Genomic DNA, 14,943 nt, shown 5'->3' with positions numbered 1-14,943 from the left:
AGGATAGCGTGCTGCGCGCGCGGTTCCCTGCAGGCCGGTTCCTACAAACACCGCTTACCAAATCCCACGTGCTGTTACAGGGCGCCCCCCTAAATTGGAAGTCAGGCGGCCTGCGCGTGCGGGCGCCAAGAACGGTGTCCTTACCCCGGGAGACTTCCATGAGACATGCACGGCGCAGCAACAGCACTTCCCACTGGCTCATTGCCGCTGTCGGCGGCGCCCTCTTCGGCGTCGTGTGCGGCATCGCGCGGGCGCAGGCCCCGGCAGATGCGCCCCTGCCCTCATCGAGGTCGTTCCTGCCCTTCACCCAGGCCGGTTACGTCGGCCTGTCGGGCGGGCGTTCCCGGTACGACCTGTATTCGGGGCCGTCCGGGCTGGCTTACGACGACAGCGACACCGCCTGGAAGCTCAGCACCGGCGGGTACTTTCACCGCAACTTCGGCGTGGAGCTGGGCTACCTGGATTTTGGCCGCTCGTACCGGCTGGACGGCAGGACCAAGGCCCAGGGCGTCAACCTGAGCCTGGTCGGTCGTGCCCCCATCGGCGATCGCCTGGAGCTGTTTGCCAAGGCCGGCACCACTTACAGCCGCACCGTGACCTCCGCCCAGCCGGTCTATGGACTGCGCACCGGCAGGGACAGCGGCATGGGCCTGTCCTTCGGCGTGGGCGCCAGCTGGGGCTTCACGCCCAATATCGCTGCCGTACTGGAGTGGGAGCGCCACCGCCTGCACTTCGCGGACGATACGGCCCCTGCCGACATGGCCACCGTGGGCGTGCGCTACCGGTTCTGAGGCACAACGAACGGCGCCGCCGGCCCCCGGCAGCGCCAGCAGCATGGTGCCGAGACAACTTCGGCAACCGTCTACCTCCCCGCCCTATTGCATGCGACCTGGCTGCTCGTAGTGCTCGTCCCAGCGCAACGCAAGGCCATGGGACGCGACGGGTTCACGCCAGACGAAATACAGCGTCGCCAGCACGATGAGGGCCGCCATACCCATGAACGGCCCCAACAGCCAGGCGACACCCAGTACCGCGAGCAGGCATACGGCGATGTAGCGGATCCCCTCCTTGTCCAAGGCCCCATACCCGGCCTGCGGCGGTTGCGGCGCGCAATGGTGGCGGGTCGGCGGATCTGCTTCGCGAGGCTGGGTGCTGCTGCTCATGGTTCACCTGGATGGAAGAGACGATGGACAAGGTGCTGGGAGATGAGTCTCGAAGTCCTGGCGCGGGACCGCCGTCAGCCAAACCATCCAGCCCCTGCCGTCCTGTTCCTACAGCCGGGGTGGAAAACGGCTCCTCTGTGTCACCATTTATACAAAGCAGATGCTCTGCATAAAGCCGTACCGCCCTATACTGCGGCGACCAACTGGAGACACGCCATGACACAAGCCTATGTGTTCGATGCCATCCGCACGCCGCGGGGCAAAGGCAAGAAGGACGGCAGCCTGCACGAAGTCAAGCCCATCAGCCTGCTCACCGGCCTGCTGGCCGAGCTGCAGCGCCGCCACCGCTTCGACACCGCCGCCGTGGACGACATCGTCATGGGCATCGTCTCGCCGGTGGGCGAGCAGGGTTCGGTGCTGCCCAAGGTGGCGGCGCTCAAGGCCGGCTGGGACTTCCGCGCCTCGGGCGTGCAGGTCAACCGCTTCTGCGCCTCGGGCCTGGAGGCGGTCAATCTGGCCGCGCAAAAGGTGCGCTCCGGCTGGGAGGATCTGGTGGTGGCCGGCGGCGTGGAGAGCATGAGCCGCGTGCCCATCGGCTCGGACGGCGGCGCCTGGGCGCAAGACCCGGACACCAACTCGGCCACCCTGTTCGTGCCCCAGGGCATCGGTGCGGACCTGATTGCCACGCTCGATGGCTTCACGCGCTCCGACGTCGACGCCTATGCCGTCGAATCGCAGCGCCGCGCCACTGCTGCGCGTGCGGCCGGGTACTTCAAGCAGTCGGTGGTGCCGGTGCAGGATTTCCTGGGCCTGCCTATCCTGGAGGAAGACGAGTTCATCAAGCCGCAGACCACGCTCGAAGGCCTGGCCGCGCTCAAGCCCTCGTTCGAGCAGCTGGGCGGCATGGGCTTCGACGCCGTGGCGCTGCAGCGCTACCCTGAGGTGGAGCGCATCCACCATGTGCACCACGCGGGCAATGCTTCGGGCATCGTCGATGGCGCGGCGGCCGTGCTGATCGGCAACGAGGCCGCCGCCGCGGCCCATGGCCTCACCCCCCGCGCGCGCATCGTGGCCACGGCGCTCAGCGGCGCCGACCCGACCATCATGCTCACCGGACCGGTGCCCGCCGCGCGCAAGGCGCTGGCCAAGGCAGGCATGGACATGGCCCAGATCGACCTGTTCGAGGTCAACGAGGCCTTTGCCGCCGTGCCCATGCGCTTCATGCGCGAGCTGGGCGTGCCGCACGAGAAGGTCAACGTCAACGGCGGCGCCATCGCCATGGGCCACCCGCTGGGCGCCACGGGCGCCATGATTTTGGGCACGTTGATCGACGAGCTGCACCGCCGGCAGCTGCGTTACGGCCTGGCGACCTTGTGCGTGGGCGGCGGCATGGGCATTGCCACCATCGTCGAACGTGTCTAGGAAGGACCCCACCATGCAGACCATCCGCTACGAACTCCTCGATGCCGCCGACGGCAAGGTGGCCCTCATCACCTTCGACGAACCCGACTCCAGCGTCAACACCATGTGCCGCCAGTGGCAGGCCGACCTGGGCGAGGCCACGGCCCGCGTCGTGGCCGACCGCGCTCAACTCAAAGGCGTGGTGCTGGCATCGGCCAAGACCAGCTTCTTCGCAGGGGCCGACCTCAAGGCCACCATGCGCCTCACACCGGCCGATGCGCCCACGGCCTTCGGCGAGATCGAGCGCATGAAGAAGCATTTCCGCACGCTGGATACCCTGGGCATCCCGGTGGTCAGCTGCCTCAATGGCGCAGCGCTGGGCGGCGGCTGGGAGGTGGCGCTGGTCGGGCATTACCGCATCGCAGTGGACAACCCGCGCATCCAGTTCGGCCTGCCCGAGGTGACCCTTGGCCTGATGCCCGGCGCCACCGGCATCACCAAGATGACGCGCCTGCTGGGGCTGATGGGCGCCCAGCCCTACCTGCTCGAAGGCCAGCTGTTCAATCCGCGCGAGGCGTTGGAACTGCAGTTGGTGCACGAACTGGTGGCCACGCCCGAGCAACTGTTGCCCGCCGCGCTGGCGCGCATCGCCACCCACCCGCACTCGGTACAGCCCTGGGACGACAAGAACCACAGGATGCCCGGCGGCACGCCCACCAACCCCAAGGTGGCCGGCGCACTGAGCGTGGCGCCCGCCATGCTCAAGAAGACCACGCGCGGCCGCTACCCTGCCCCCGAGGCGATTCTGGCCACCATGGTCGAAGGTGCCCTCGTCGATTACGACACGGCGCTGCGCATCGAAAGCCGCTACCTGGCCCGCCTGATGACCGGCCCCGTGGCGCGCAACATGATCAACACGTTCTTCTTCGACATGAATGCGATCAAGAGCGGCCAGTCGCGCCCCGGCAATGCCCCACGCTACAAGCCGCAGAAGGTCGGCATCCTGGGTGCCGGAATGATGGGCGCGGGGATTGCCTGGGCCCAGGCCAGCCGGGGCATTGCCACGGTGCTCAAGGATGTCACGCAAGAGAAAGCCGATGCCGGCAAGGCCTACAGCGCCAAGCTCTCGCAGGCGCGCGTGGACAAGGGCCGCATGGAAGCTGCTGCGCAGCAGGCGCTGCTCGACAGGATCAAGGCGACCGCCGATGCCGCCGACCTTGCTGGCTGCGACCTGGTGATCGAGGCCGTGTTCGAGAACCGCGAACTCAAGGCCAAGGTGACGCAGGAGGCTGAGCCCCAACTCGCCGAGGGGGGCTTCTTCGCCAGCAACACCTCCACCCTGCCCATCAGCGGCCTGGCCCAGGCCAGCAGCCGGCCCGCAAAATTCGTCGGCATCCACTTCTTCAGCCCGGTGGACAAGATGAAGCTGGTGGAGATCATCCGCGGCAAGGCCACGGACGACGAGACCGTGGCGCGCGCGTTTGACTATGTGCAGACCCTGGGCAAGGTGCCCATCGTGGTCAACGACTCGCGCGGCTTCTATACCAGCCGCACCTTCGGCACCTATGTCATGGAAGGCGCAGCCCTGCTCGGCGAAGGCGTGCCCGCCGCCTTGATCGAGAACGCGGCCATGCAGGCCGGCATGCCCGTGGGGCCCCTGGCCGTGCTCGACGAGACGGCGCTGACCCTGAGCGTGCATGTGCTCGACCAGACCCGCGCCGACTATGCGGCCGAGGGGCGTACGTACCTCGCCACGCCTGGCGAGCTGCTGGTGGAGCGCATGGTCAAGGAACTGAAACGCCCGGGACGGGCAGGCGGGGGCGGGTTCTACGACTACCCTGCGGGTGGCAGGAAGCACCTGTGGCCGCAGCTGTCGTCGCTGTTCGGGCGCCCTGCAGATACGTCAAGCGCCCTGAGCGTGCAGGAGATCCAGGACCGATTGCTGTACCGGCAGGCGGTGGAGACGGCGCGCTGCCTGGCGGAGGGGGTGCTCACGAGCGTGCACGATGCGAACATCGGGTCGATCTTCGGGATCGGGTTTCCGGCTTGGACTGGGGGGGCGATGCAGTTCATTTATGGAACAGGAGTGGAGGCGTTCCTTGCGCGGGCAGATGAATTGGCGCAGAGGTTTGGGACGGGGTTTGCTTTGGATGCTGCAGTGCGTGATGCGATCGCGAGATTTCAACCTCGGTATTGACGCTCAATACCCAAGCGAACAATTTGCCTGATTGGTGGGCGGGAGCCGGGATGTGCGCCCGGCGGCGCACCTTCTTTCTTTTGCGTCGCCAAAAGAAAGAAGGCAAAGAAAAGGCGACCCCGCTGCCCGTGTCCCTTCGCTTCGCTACGGGCAACCTGCGATGCTCGGTCCTGGGGTGCACCGCGGAACTCGCTGCGTTCCCCCTGCGGGTGAACTCCGCTCAAACATCCGCGGTGAGTCAGACAACGATGCGCGTGTCCTTCGGCACGCGCTCACCCCAGGCCCTGCGCTTCTCGGCACGGTCAGAAGGGGGTGGGAGCGGGCTCCACACGGGCCATTGCTTCGCTCGGCCTGTGGTCCTTCGCTGCGCTCGGCTCGCCAGGGCGGCTAAGCCGCCCGTCGGCAGCGCGCAGCGCGTAACCGACACCCGGCGCAGCTGCGAAGCAGCAGCCGTGGGGTACCCGCTCCCCACCCCTTCTGGCTGCGCCGAGAAGCGCAGGAGCTGGGGTGGGCGTGTGTGCCGCAGGACACACACGCTTCGTCGTCTGACTCGTTGATGCTGTTTGAGTGGAGTTCGAAGAACGAAGCGAGTTCATCGACGCCCACCCCAGATCCGAGCATCGCAGGTTGCCCGCAGCGAAGCGAAGGGACGCAGACTGGGGGTCGCCTTTTCTTGGCCCACCTTCTTTTGGCGACGCAAAAGAAGGTGGGTGCGCCGCCGGGCGCACATCCCGGCTCCCGCCCTTCAACAAAGAAGAGAAGCAACCACCATCAAAAATCAAACTTTGCTGAAATCAGGCTTGCGCTTCTCCATGAACGCCGAAAACGCCTCGCGCGCAGCCGGCTCCCGCAGCATGCGCCCAAAGCTCGCCCCCTCCTCGCCCATGCGCTCCAGCACCGGCTGCGTCTGCCCCTTCTTCATCAAGCGCTTGGTCTCGATCAACGCAGACAAGGGCTTCGCGGCCAGCTTCTTCGCCTGCGCCTGCGCCACGCCGTTGCACTCGGTGGGCGGCACCACGCGGTTCACCAGACCCACTTCCAAAGCGGCCTCGGCCATGAAGGGCTCGCCCAGCAGCAGGGCCTCGGCCGCGCGGTGGTAGCCCATCATCTGCGGCACCAGCAGGCTGGACGCTGCCTCGGGGCACAGGCCCAGGTTCACGAAGGGCATGGAGAACGCTGCGTTGTCGCCCGCGTAGACCAGGTCGCAATGGAACAGCATGGTCGTGCCGATGCCCACGGCCGGACCGCAGACGGACGCGATGATGGGCTTGGGAAACGCGGCGATGCCGTGCAGAAAGCGGAACACCGGCGAATCCTGCGTGGCCGGCGGTTGCTGCAGAAAATCGCCGATATCGTTGCCGGCGCTGAAGATCGCCACATCGCCCTGGAACACCACCACGCGCACGGCAGCGTCCGCCTCGGCGGCCACCAATGCATCGGCCATGGCGGCGTACATGGTGGTGGTGATGGAATTCTTCTTGTCCACCCGGTTGAAGGTGATGGTGGTGATACCGGCCTCGGTATGGACCAGGATGTCTTGGGTGGTGGCGTCGGTCATGGTGATTGGATGTGGGTGGATTGGATGGCCTGCGAATGGCAGGCAGTCAATGTCGAGGACAACGGGCGAGGATAACCAGCACCCGCGCCGCCGCAGGGTTCATTCCTTGTAGTAGACGATCTGGTGGCTCGTGGCCAGCATGGTGCCGGCCTCGTTCCACAACTGGGCGGTCTGGTCGAAAAAGCCGTTGCGGAATTCCTGGCCGCGTGCCTGGCCCAGCAGGTGGCCGATGCCGGTGGCTTTCAGTTGCTCGGCGCTGGCATGGAAGTACACGGTGATGGAGACCGTGCCGGCGGGCACGCGGCGTGCGCGACGCAACCAGACCCGTGGGTAGAACACGTCGGCAAGGGCCGCGAGCGACAGGAAATCCAGCGGCCGTGGCGGTGCATCGCGCATCCACAGCTGCGTGGTGCTGTGGTCGCCACTGCCGTCCCAGGTGTTGGGGATGGGGCCTTTCAGCGGGCGCATTTCATAGCGGTTGATCCACTCCACCCCCTGCCGGGAGATGGGCTCCAGGTCAGCGGCCGGCGTCACCTCGGGCATGGGCAGATCGCCCACGCTCCAGGTCTCGCGGCGCACCGCCGTCACCGCCGTGCCGGTGGTGGTGACCACGGGTGCGCCTTCGGCATCGGCCTGCAGGATGGACAGCGTCCAATGCTGGGTGGAGCGGTTGGTGCGCACCGGCACGGCCTGGATGGTGAACGTGCCCTCCACCAGGGCCCCCGCATAGTTGACCGTGAGCGACAGCGGGTCGCCCAGCCGGTTCGGGTGCAGCAGGATGGCCTGCAGCAGGGTGGCCGCCGTGGCACCGCCGAACGGGCCGACCATGTTCCAGTAGCCCGGGTGGGTCTTGCCCTGGTACTGGCCGGGCGCACCGGCCACGGGCTCCAGTTGCAGGGCTTCGTCCAGGGGGTGGGAAGCTGTCGCAGAAGTCTTCGTCATGGCGTGGAGTGTGCCGCGGGTCGGCCGTCTAAGCCGTCATGCCGGTGACTGTCGCAGTCCTGTCACCCTGGCCCAGCCCGGCAAGCGCCTCCACAGCCCGTGGCCACAGGCTCTGCTGGAACTGGTCCCGGAAAAAGCCGAAATGCCCGATGCGGCGCACCTGCACGTCGGCCGGGGTGATGCGCTCCACGCGGCGCTCGGTGTTGGCGTACAGGTTCACCAGGTTGTGCGTGCCGCGCAGGGTCATGAGCTCGTCGTCGCTCATCGACAGCGCCAGCACCGGAAAGCGCACCGCGCCATAGCTTTGCGCCGCCGCCGCACCCTCGGCGCCCACGCTGTAGGTGGGGGAGAGGCACCAGCGGCGCCACTGCAGGATCACACCGGCAGGCAGGTCCCCCACCTTCTTGAGCTTGCGTCCGGGAAAGTAACCGCACAGCCGTGTCGCCAGCGGCACCAGCACCCACCAGAAATACGGCACCATGCGTTTGAGCCGGGGCGCGTTGTCACGCCAGTACCCGCTGCCCGCGGCAATGCTCAGCAGCCCATCGACCTGCGCCGGATTGCGCAGGAGCCCTGGCAGTTGCGCCCCCAGGCTGTGACCCAGCAGGTACAGCGGCTGCGCCGGCAACGCGGCCTTGGCGCTCGTGATGACGGCCTCGTAGTCCCGCGCCCAGTCGAACAGATCCGCCTTCACGGCCCGCATCGGCCCCTGCAGCGAATCCCCGTGCCCGCGGTAATCGAACGTCGTGACCCGAAACCCCTGCTGCGCCAGCCAGCGCGCAAACGCCTCGTAGAACGCCTGCCGCACCCCCATGGCCCCGCCGATGACGACACTGGCGCGCGCAGCGCCAGCCCCGCCTTCGGGCTCGTACACGCGCAGCGCCAGTTGGACACCATCTACCTGCAAAGTCTGCTTATCCATGTTCGTCTCCTGTAAAAGCCGATCTGTGCCGGTTAGATGGAAAACACGTCAACTCTTTGGGCTTCAATACCCCGCCCTCAAGGGCGTAGCGAGCGGGATGAGCTGCTAGGCGGACGGAGCACAGGAACCGGAACGTACTTCCTGTACGTGAGGATTCCGAGCACCGCCCAACGACGCAGATCGCCCGCTCGATAGCCTTACACAGCCTCGAAGATGCCGGCGGCTCCCTGGCCCATGCCTACACACATCGTGACCATGCCGTACTTGAGCTTGTTGCGCTTGAGCGCATGCACCACCGTGGCAGAACGGATGGCACCCGTGGCACCCAGCGGATGCCCCAGCGCAATCGCGCCGCCCATGGGGTTGACCTTGGAAGGATCCATCCCCAGCGTGTTCATCACCGCCAGCGACTGCGCAGCAAAGGCTTCGTTCAGCTCGAACCAGTCGATGTCCTGCTGGTTCAGGCCCGCATAGCGCAGGGCCGCGGGGATCGCCTCGATGGGGCCGATGCCCATGATGTGCGGGGGCACACCCTTGGATGCATAGCTCACGAAGCGCGCCAGCGGCGTCAGGCCGAAGCGCTTGACGGCGGCCTCGCTGGCCAGGATCAGCGCGCCCGCGCCATCGCTGGTCTGCGAGCTGTTGCCGGCGGTGACGGAGCCGCGCGCGGCGAACACCGTCTTGAGCTTGGCCAGGCCTTCGAGCGTGGTGTCGGGGCGGGCGCCCTCGTCCAGGCTCACGGTGCGGCTCTTGGCGATCGATTCGCCGGTTTCCAGGTTGGCCGTGCGGTCGGTCACCTCGATGGAGGTGATCTCGTCGGCGAAGTAGCCGGCCTGCTGGGCGGCCAGGGCCTTCTGGTGCGATTGCAGGGCGAACTGGTCCTGCGCCTCACGGCTGACTTTCCACTGCTGCGCCACCTTCTCGGCGGTGAGGCCCATGCCGTAGGCAATGCCTACATCGCCTTCGCGCTCGAAGATCGAGGGCGACAGCGAGGGCGAGTTGCCCATCATGGGCACCATGCTCATGCTTTCCACGCCGGCGGCGATCATCACGTCGGCTTCGCCCACGCGGATGCGGTCGGCCGCCATCTGCACGGCCGACAGGCCCGATGCGCAGAAGCGGTTGACGGTGATACCGCCCACGCTGGTGGGCAGGCCGGCCAGCACGGCGCCGATGCGCGCCACGTTCAGGCCCTGCTGGGCTTCGGGAATCGCGCAGCCGCAGATGATGTCCTCGATGGCCTTGGGATCGAGGCCGGGCGCTGCGGCCAGCGCGGCCTTGAGCGTGGTCGCCAGCAGGTCGTCGGGCCGGGTGTTGCGGAAGAAGCCGCGGTGCGAGCGCCCGATGGGCGTGCGCGTGGCAGCAACGATGTAGGCTTCCTGGACTTGTTTGGCCATGGTGGTGAACTCCTTCAATTCTTGGCGGGGCGACTGGCTGGAACCCAGGCCCACGTAAATGCACATTCGACCGGCTCGATGCCAGCCTCATCGGTCACGCTGACGGTGACCTGAACCTCGCCCTTGTCGCTGGCCTGCATGGCCGCGCGCTGCTCGGCGCTGAGCACGGCCACGGCCTTGAGGCCGCCCGTGGCGCGCTTGCGAAAGGCCATGCTGAACTCCTTGGCCAGCGGCGTGCAGTCGTCGCGCACGTTCATGCCCACGACCATGCCGGTGGCCGTTTCGGCCAGCAGGTTCATGGCCGAGGCATGCACGCCGCCGATGTGGTTCTGCACGCGTCGCTCGTTGGCCAGGTGCACCTCGACCCGCTCGGGCGTGAGCGACACGAACTTCACACCGGCCGTGCCCGTGAAGGGCACGGCGCGGCGCAGGATGATGTTCTGCACGAAGCCGCGCATGAAGGCCGGGGCTTCGTCCAGCCGCATCAGCGAGCGCTGCAGCTTGTTCGGCGGGCGGGTGGTTTCGCTCATGGTGGACAGCAAAGGCTCTGTCAGTTGCGCACCGGCTTGCCGGTAGACAGCATGCCCAGGATGCGCTCCTGCGTCTTGGGGTGCTCGATAAGGGCGCAGAACGCCTTGCGCTCCAGCGTCATCAGGTACTCCTCGCTCACCAGGGTGCCGGCATCCACGTCACCGCCACAAACCACCTCGGCGATCAGGCCGGCGATGTGGAAGTCGTGTTGGCTGATGAAGCCGCCGTCGCGCATGTTGACCAGCGAGCCCTTGATGGTTGCGATGCCGCTGCGCCCAGCCACCGGGAACAGACGCTTGGCCGGCGCACGCCAGCCGCCCTTGGCCAGGGACTTGGCTTCGTTGATGGCCACGTAGAGCAGTTCGTCCTTGTGCGGCACGATCACGTCGCTCTCCATCACGTAGCCGAGCTTGCGCGATTCGAGTGCGCTGGTGCCCACCTTGGCCATCGCAGCCGCCGTGAAGCCTTCGGTCAGGAAGGGCAGGATGTCCTTGCCCGTGGAGGTGGCGGCGTTCTCGGCTGCGCGGCGCGCGATGTAGGTCAGGCCGCCGGCACCGGGCACCAGGCCCACGCCGACTTCCACCAGGCCGATGTAGCTTTCCATGTGCACCACGCGGCGCGCCGAGTGCACGGCCAGCTCGCAGCCGCCGCCCAGGGCCAGGCCGCGCACGGCGGCCACCACCGGCACGTTGGCGTAGCGGATGCGCAGCATGGTGTTCTGCAGTTCGGCCTCGGCCCCTTCGATGGCGCTCACGCCGGCCACCATGAAGGCGGGCAGCATGGCCTGCAGGTCGGCACCGGCGCTGAAGGGCTCGTCGCCCGACCAGATCACCATGCCCTCGTAGTCCTTCTCGGCCAGGTCCACGGCCAGCGTGAGGCCTTCGGCCACGTCGGGGCTGATGGCGTGCATCTTGGTCTTGATGCTGGCGATCACGACGCCGGAGCCGGGCGCACGGTCCGCGCCCTCCAGCGTCCATACGCGGATGGAGTCGTCCTCGTGCAGCGTGGTGCCGGCGGTGGTGAATTCGGGCAGCGACGTCTCGCCCAGCAGCTTCTCGGGGAAGTGCTGGCGCTCGTACACCGGCAGCGCGCGGCGTGCGATGAACTTCTGAGCCGATGCGCTCCATGAGCCCTGGGCGGTGTGCACGCCACCGGCCTCGGCCACGGGGCCCTTGAACACCCACTCGGGCAGCGGTGCCTTGGACAGGGCCTTGCCGGCGTCGATGTCCTCCTGGATCATCTTCGCCACGTCGAGCCAGCCGGCTTCCTGCCAGAGCTCGAAGGGGCCTTGCTTCATGCCGAAGCCCCAGCGCATGGCCTGGTCCACGTCACGCGCGTTGTCGGCAATGGTGCCCAGGTGCACGGCGGCATAGTGAAAGCTGTTGCGCAGGATGGCCCAGAGGAAGCGGCCTTGCGCGCCTTCGGCGTTGCGCAGCAGGCGCAGGCGCTCGGCGGCGGGCTTCTTGAGCATGCGGCCGTACACCTCGTCGGCCTTCTGGCCGCCGGGCACGTACTCTTCGCTCTCCAGGTCGAAGCGCAGCACTTCGCGGCCGACCTTCTTGTAGAAGCCAGCCTTGGCCTTCTGACCCAGATTGCCGAGTTCCAGCAGCTTCTTGAGCACGGCGGGCGTGCCGAAGCTGGCGTAGAACGGATCGCTCTTCTCGTCGAGGTTGTCCTGCAGCGTCTTGATGACGTGGGCCATGGTGTCGAGGCCCACCACGTCGGCGGTGCGGAAAGTGCCGCTCGATGCGCGGCCGAGCTTCTTGCCTGTGAGGTCGTCCACCACGTCGAAGGAGAGGCCGAAGTTCTCGACTTCCTTCATGGTGGCCAGCATGCCGGCAATGCCCACGCGGTTGGCCACGAAGTTGGGCGTGTCGTGCGCACGCACCACACCCTTGCCCAGGCCGCTGGTGACAAAAGCCTCGAGCTGGTCGAGCACCTCGGGCGAAGTGGTGGGCGTGTTGATCAGCTCCACCAGCACCATGTAGCGCGGCGGGTTGAAGAAGTGGATGCCGCAAAAGCGCGGCTTGATGCTCTCGGGCAGCGCCTCGGACAGCTTGGTGATCGAAAGGCCCGAGGTGTTCGACGCCACGATGGCGTGTGGTGCGACGAAGGGCGCGATCTTCTTGTACAGGTCGAGCTTCCAGTCCATGCGCTCGGCGATGGCCTCGATGATGAGGTCGCAGTCGCGCAGCTGCTCCAGGTGCTCTTCGTAGTTGGCCTGGCCGATCAGGGCGGCGTCGTCCGCCACGCCCAGGGGCGAAGGCTTGAGCTTCTTGAGGCCTTCCACGGCCTTGGTGACGATGCCGTTCTTCGGGCCTTCCTTGGCCGGCAGGTCGAACAGCACCACGGGCACCTTGACGTTGACCAGGTGCGCCGCGATCTGCGCACCCATCACGCCCGCGCCGAGAACGGCGACTTTCTTCACTTGGAATCTTGACATCGGTATTTCTCCAGAAGAACGACGGCGGCGCAGCGCCCTGCCCTCGTTGTTGCCTGCACCGGGCGTGGCCGGTGCAGGCGGTTGTCTTGTTACTGCACCCGCACCCAGGTCTGCGTGCGGCCGAAGGGGCCGATGGAGCCGCGCACCTCCAGCTTCTTGCCACCCTCGATGGGCGTCATGCGCAGGGTATAGTTGCGGCCGTTCTCAGGGTCGAGGATCTTGCCGCCTTCCCACACGTCCTTGCCTTCGGCTTTCTTGGCACCGCGGATCAGCTCCAACCCCACCAGCGGCTTGCCCTTGCGGTCATCGCTGCATTCGCCGCACACCTCGTCGGGCTTGGCGTCCTTGGCCAGGCGCTTTTCGAGCACGCCGTTCAGGGCACCGCCACCCGCATCGCGGATGCGGATCTCGGCCTTGGCTTCGCCGGTCTTGTCGTCGATGTTGCGCCACAGGCCTTCGGGCGTCATCTGCGCCCAGGCCGGTGCCGCGGCGGCGGCAAGCAAAAGAACGACTGCGGTGGTTGCTGCTTTGACCATGGTGGTGGCTGCTCCGTGGCTGAAGGTTCGGGATCCGCTGGCGGGGTGCCGATCAGGCCAGGGCCAGATCGGTGTCCATCAGCACCTTGCTGCCGGCACGGGCCGTGCGCATCAGCGTCGCCGTCTCGGGGAAGAGCTTGGCGAAGTAGAAGCGCGCGGTCTGCAGCTTGGCCTGGTAGAACGGGTCGGTGTTGCCGGCAGCAATCTCGCGCAGGGCCACCTGGGCCATGCGGGCGAACAGGTAGCCGAACACCAGGTGGCCGGCCACGCGCAGGTAGTCGACGGCGGCGGCGCCCACTTCGTCAGGGTTCTGCAGGCCCTTGAAACCGATCTCGGTGGTGAACTTGGTCATCTGGTCGGCCAGGTAGGCGACCGGGTTGATGAACTCGGCCATCTTCTCGTTCACGCCTTCTTCTTCCACCAGCTTGGCCACCAGCTTGCCGAACTTCTTGAGCGAAGCGCCGTTGTTGCCCAGGATCTTGCGGCCCAGCAGGTCCAGCGACTGCACGGTGTTCGTGCCTTCGTAGATCATGTTGATGCGGTTGTCGCGCACGTACTGCTCCATGCCCCATTCCTTGATGAAGCCATGGCCGCCGAAGACCTGCATGCACGCGTTTGTGGCGATGTGGCCGTTGTCGGTGATGAAGGCCTTGACGATGGGAGTCAGCAGGGCCACGAGTTCTTCGGAGTCCTTGCGAACCTTTTCGTCGGCGTGGCCGTGGGCCTTGTCCAGCAGCAGTGTGCAGAAGATCTGCAGCGCGCGGCCGCCTTCGGCGTAGGCCTTGGCCGTGAGCAGCATCTTGCGCACGTCGGGGTGCACGATGATGGGGTCGGCTTCCTTGTCCTTGGCCTTGGTGCCAGACAGGCTGCGCATCTGGATGCGGTCCTTGGCGTAGGCCAGGGCGTTCTGGTAGGCCACTTCGGTCAGGCCCAGGGACTGGTTGCCCACGCCCAGGCGCGCGGCGTTCATCATCACGAACATGGCGGCCAGGCCCTTGTGCGGCTGGCCCACCAGGGTGCCGACGGCGCCGTCGATGGCGATCTGCGCCGTCGCGTTGCCGTGGATGCCCATCTTGTGCTCCAGGCCCGTGCAGTAGATGGGGTTGCGCTCGCCCAGGGAGCCGTCGGCCTGGATGTTGAACTTGGGCACGACGAACAGGCTGATGCCCTTGCTGCCCTTGGGTGCGTCAGGCAGGCGTGCCAGCACCAGGTGGACGATGTTGGCCGCCATGTCGTGCTCGCCGGCCGAGATGAAGATCTTGTTGCCGGTGATCTTGTAGGTGCCGTCGCCCAGGGGCTCGGCCTTGGTGCGCAGCAGGCCCAGGTCGGTACCGCAGTGGGGTTCGGTCAGGCACATGGTGCCGGTCCACTCGCCGCTGGTGAGCTTGGGCAGGTACAGTGCCTTCTGCTCTTCGGTGCCATGCGCATGCAGGGCTTCGTAGGCACCGTGCGACAGGCCGGGGTACATGGTCCAGGCCTGGTTGGCCGAGTTCATCATCTCGTACAGGCACTGGTTGAGCACGAAGGGCAGGCCCTGGCCGCCGTAGGCGGGGTCGCAGGAGAGCGCCGCCCAGCCACCTTCGACGTACTTGGCGTAGGCGTCCTTGAAGCCCGTAGGGGTCTTCACTTCATGGGTCGCCTTGTCCAGCACGCAGCCTTCGGTGTCGCCGCTGATGTTGAGAGGGAAGGTGACCTCGGCCGCGAACTTGCCAGCCTCTTCGATCACGGCATTGATGGTGTCCACATCCACCTCGGCATGGGCCGGCAGGGCCTTGAGTTCATCGCTGACCTTGAGCACTTCGTGCATGACGAATTGCATGTCGCGCAGGGGCGGCGTATAGCTGGGCATGGGG

General features: G+C 66.7%; 12 protein-coding genes. 3 read left to right on the top strand and 9 right to left on the bottom strand.

Annotated features, from left to right (window positions below; all coding sequences use genetic code 11):
- The first annotated feature begins 158 nt into the window (after positions 1 to 158).
- A complete protein-coding gene (locus AC07X5_RS05690; protein WP_494769339.1) occupies positions 159 to 791 on the top strand; it encodes an outer membrane beta-barrel protein in 633 nt (210 codons plus the stop codon).
- Positions 792 to 875: 84 nt separating this feature from the next.
- Here AC07X5_RS05690 and AC07X5_RS05685 read toward each other — a convergent pair whose 3' ends face one another.
- Entirely contained in the window at positions 876 to 1,163 is a 288-nt protein-coding gene (locus AC07X5_RS05685; protein ID WP_494769338.1) for a hypothetical protein, read from the bottom strand.
- Between the two features lie 216 nt (positions 1,164 to 1,379).
- Between AC07X5_RS05685 and AC07X5_RS05680 the strand changes: the two genes are divergently transcribed.
- On the top strand, positions 1,380 to 2,585 hold the full coding sequence (locus tag AC07X5_RS05680; protein WP_494769337.1) for an acetyl-CoA C-acetyltransferase: 1,206 nt from the start codon (positions 1,380 to 1,382) through the stop codon (positions 2,583 to 2,585).
- A gap of 13 nt (positions 2,586 to 2,598) precedes the next feature.
- A complete protein-coding gene (locus tag AC07X5_RS05675; RefSeq protein WP_494769336.1) occupies positions 2,599 to 4,761 on the top strand; it encodes a 3-hydroxyacyl-CoA dehydrogenase NAD-binding domain-containing protein in 2,163 nt (720 codons plus the stop codon).
- Positions 4,762 to 5,539: 778 nt separating this feature from the next.
- Here the strand turns inward: AC07X5_RS05675 and AC07X5_RS05670 are convergent.
- The 8 genes from AC07X5_RS05670 to AC07X5_RS05635 form a co-directional block, all read right to left on the bottom strand.
- Complete coding sequence (locus tag AC07X5_RS05670) at positions 5,540 to 6,319, bottom strand: enoyl-CoA hydratase (RefSeq protein ID WP_494769335.1); 780 nt, start codon at positions 6,317 to 6,319, stop codon at positions 5,540 to 5,542.
- A 99-nt stretch (positions 6,320 to 6,418) separates the two neighbouring features.
- Positions 6,419 to 7,261 (bottom strand): acyl-CoA thioesterase, encoded by an 843-nt coding sequence (locus tag AC07X5_RS05665; RefSeq protein ID WP_494769334.1) that lies wholly within the window; start codon positions 7,259 to 7,261, stop codon positions 6,419 to 6,421.
- A 28-nt stretch (positions 7,262 to 7,289) separates the two neighbouring features.
- The gene (locus tag AC07X5_RS05660) at positions 7,290 to 8,183 is read right to left on the bottom strand and encodes an alpha/beta hydrolase family protein (protein ID WP_494769333.1); all 894 of its coding nucleotides are present in this window, start codon (positions 8,181 to 8,183) and stop codon (positions 7,290 to 7,292) included.
- Between the two features lie 197 nt (positions 8,184 to 8,380).
- Positions 8,381 to 9,580: an acetyl-CoA C-acyltransferase gene (locus tag AC07X5_RS05655; RefSeq protein WP_494769332.1), complete on the bottom strand. Its 1,200-nt coding sequence runs from the start codon at positions 9,578 to 9,580 to the stop codon at positions 8,381 to 8,383.
- 14 nt (positions 9,581 to 9,594) lie between these two features.
- Positions 9,595 to 10,110 (bottom strand): DUF4442 domain-containing protein, encoded by a 516-nt coding sequence (locus AC07X5_RS05650; RefSeq protein ID WP_409958283.1) that lies wholly within the window; start codon positions 10,108 to 10,110, stop codon positions 9,595 to 9,597.
- A 20-nt stretch (positions 10,111 to 10,130) separates the two neighbouring features.
- Positions 10,131 to 12,554 carry a 3-hydroxyacyl-CoA dehydrogenase/enoyl-CoA hydratase family protein gene (locus AC07X5_RS05645; RefSeq protein ID WP_494769331.1) on the bottom strand — a complete coding sequence of 808 codons (2,424 nt, stop codon included), beginning with the start codon at positions 12,552 to 12,554 and terminating at the stop codon, positions 10,131 to 10,133.
- Positions 12,555 to 12,643: 89 nt separating this feature from the next.
- A complete protein-coding gene (locus tag AC07X5_RS05640; protein ID WP_409958287.1) occupies positions 12,644 to 13,090 on the bottom strand; it encodes a DUF2147 domain-containing protein in 447 nt (148 codons plus the stop codon).
- Between the two features lie 52 nt (positions 13,091 to 13,142).
- Complete coding sequence (locus AC07X5_RS05635; protein WP_494769330.1) at positions 13,143 to 14,939, bottom strand: acyl-CoA dehydrogenase C-terminal domain-containing protein; 1,797 nt, start codon at positions 14,937 to 14,939, stop codon at positions 13,143 to 13,145.
- Positions 14,940 to 14,943 lie beyond the last annotated feature (4 nt).

This window comes from Acidovorax sp. GW458-11-26-14-TSB4 (genome assembly GCF_059423865.1).
This window is presented reverse-complemented; position numbering and strand designations above follow the sequence as displayed.

Coding starts and splice junctions, on each gene's coding strand:
- AC07X5_RS05660 (WP_494769333.1), bottom strand. CDS start 8,183: ATGGATAAGCAGACTTTGCAGGTAGATGGTGTCCAACTGGCGCTGCGC.
- AC07X5_RS05635 (WP_494769330.1), bottom strand. CDS start 14,939: ATGCCCAGCTATACGCCGCCCCTGCGCGACATGCAATTCGTCATGCAC.
- AC07X5_RS05640 (WP_409958287.1), bottom strand. CDS start 13,090: ATGGTCAAAGCAGCAACCACCGCAGTCGTTCTTTTGCTTGCCGCCGCC.
- AC07X5_RS05675 (WP_494769336.1), top strand. CDS start 2,599: ATGCAGACCATCCGCTACGAACTCCTCGATGCCGCCGACGGCAAGGTG.
- AC07X5_RS05645 (WP_494769331.1), bottom strand. CDS start 12,554: ATGTCAAGATTCCAAGTGAAGAAAGTCGCCGTTCTCGGCGCGGGCGTG.
- AC07X5_RS05685 (WP_494769338.1), bottom strand. CDS start 1,163: ATGAGCAGCAGCACCCAGCCTCGCGAAGCAGATCCGCCGACCCGCCAC.
- AC07X5_RS05650 (WP_409958283.1), bottom strand. CDS start 10,110: ATGAGCGAAACCACCCGCCCGCCGAACAAGCTGCAGCGCTCGCTGATG.
- AC07X5_RS05665 (WP_494769334.1), bottom strand. CDS start 7,261: ATGACGAAGACTTCTGCGACAGCTTCCCACCCCCTGGACGAAGCCCTG.
- AC07X5_RS05690 (WP_494769339.1), top strand. CDS start 159: ATGAGACATGCACGGCGCAGCAACAGCACTTCCCACTGGCTCATTGCC.
- AC07X5_RS05655 (WP_494769332.1), bottom strand. CDS start 9,580: ATGGCCAAACAAGTCCAGGAAGCCTACATCGTTGCTGCCACGCGCACG.
- AC07X5_RS05670 (WP_494769335.1), bottom strand. CDS start 6,319: ATGACCGACGCCACCACCCAAGACATCCTGGTCCATACCGAGGCCGGT.
- AC07X5_RS05680 (WP_494769337.1), top strand. CDS start 1,380: ATGACACAAGCCTATGTGTTCGATGCCATCCGCACGCCGCGGGGCAAA.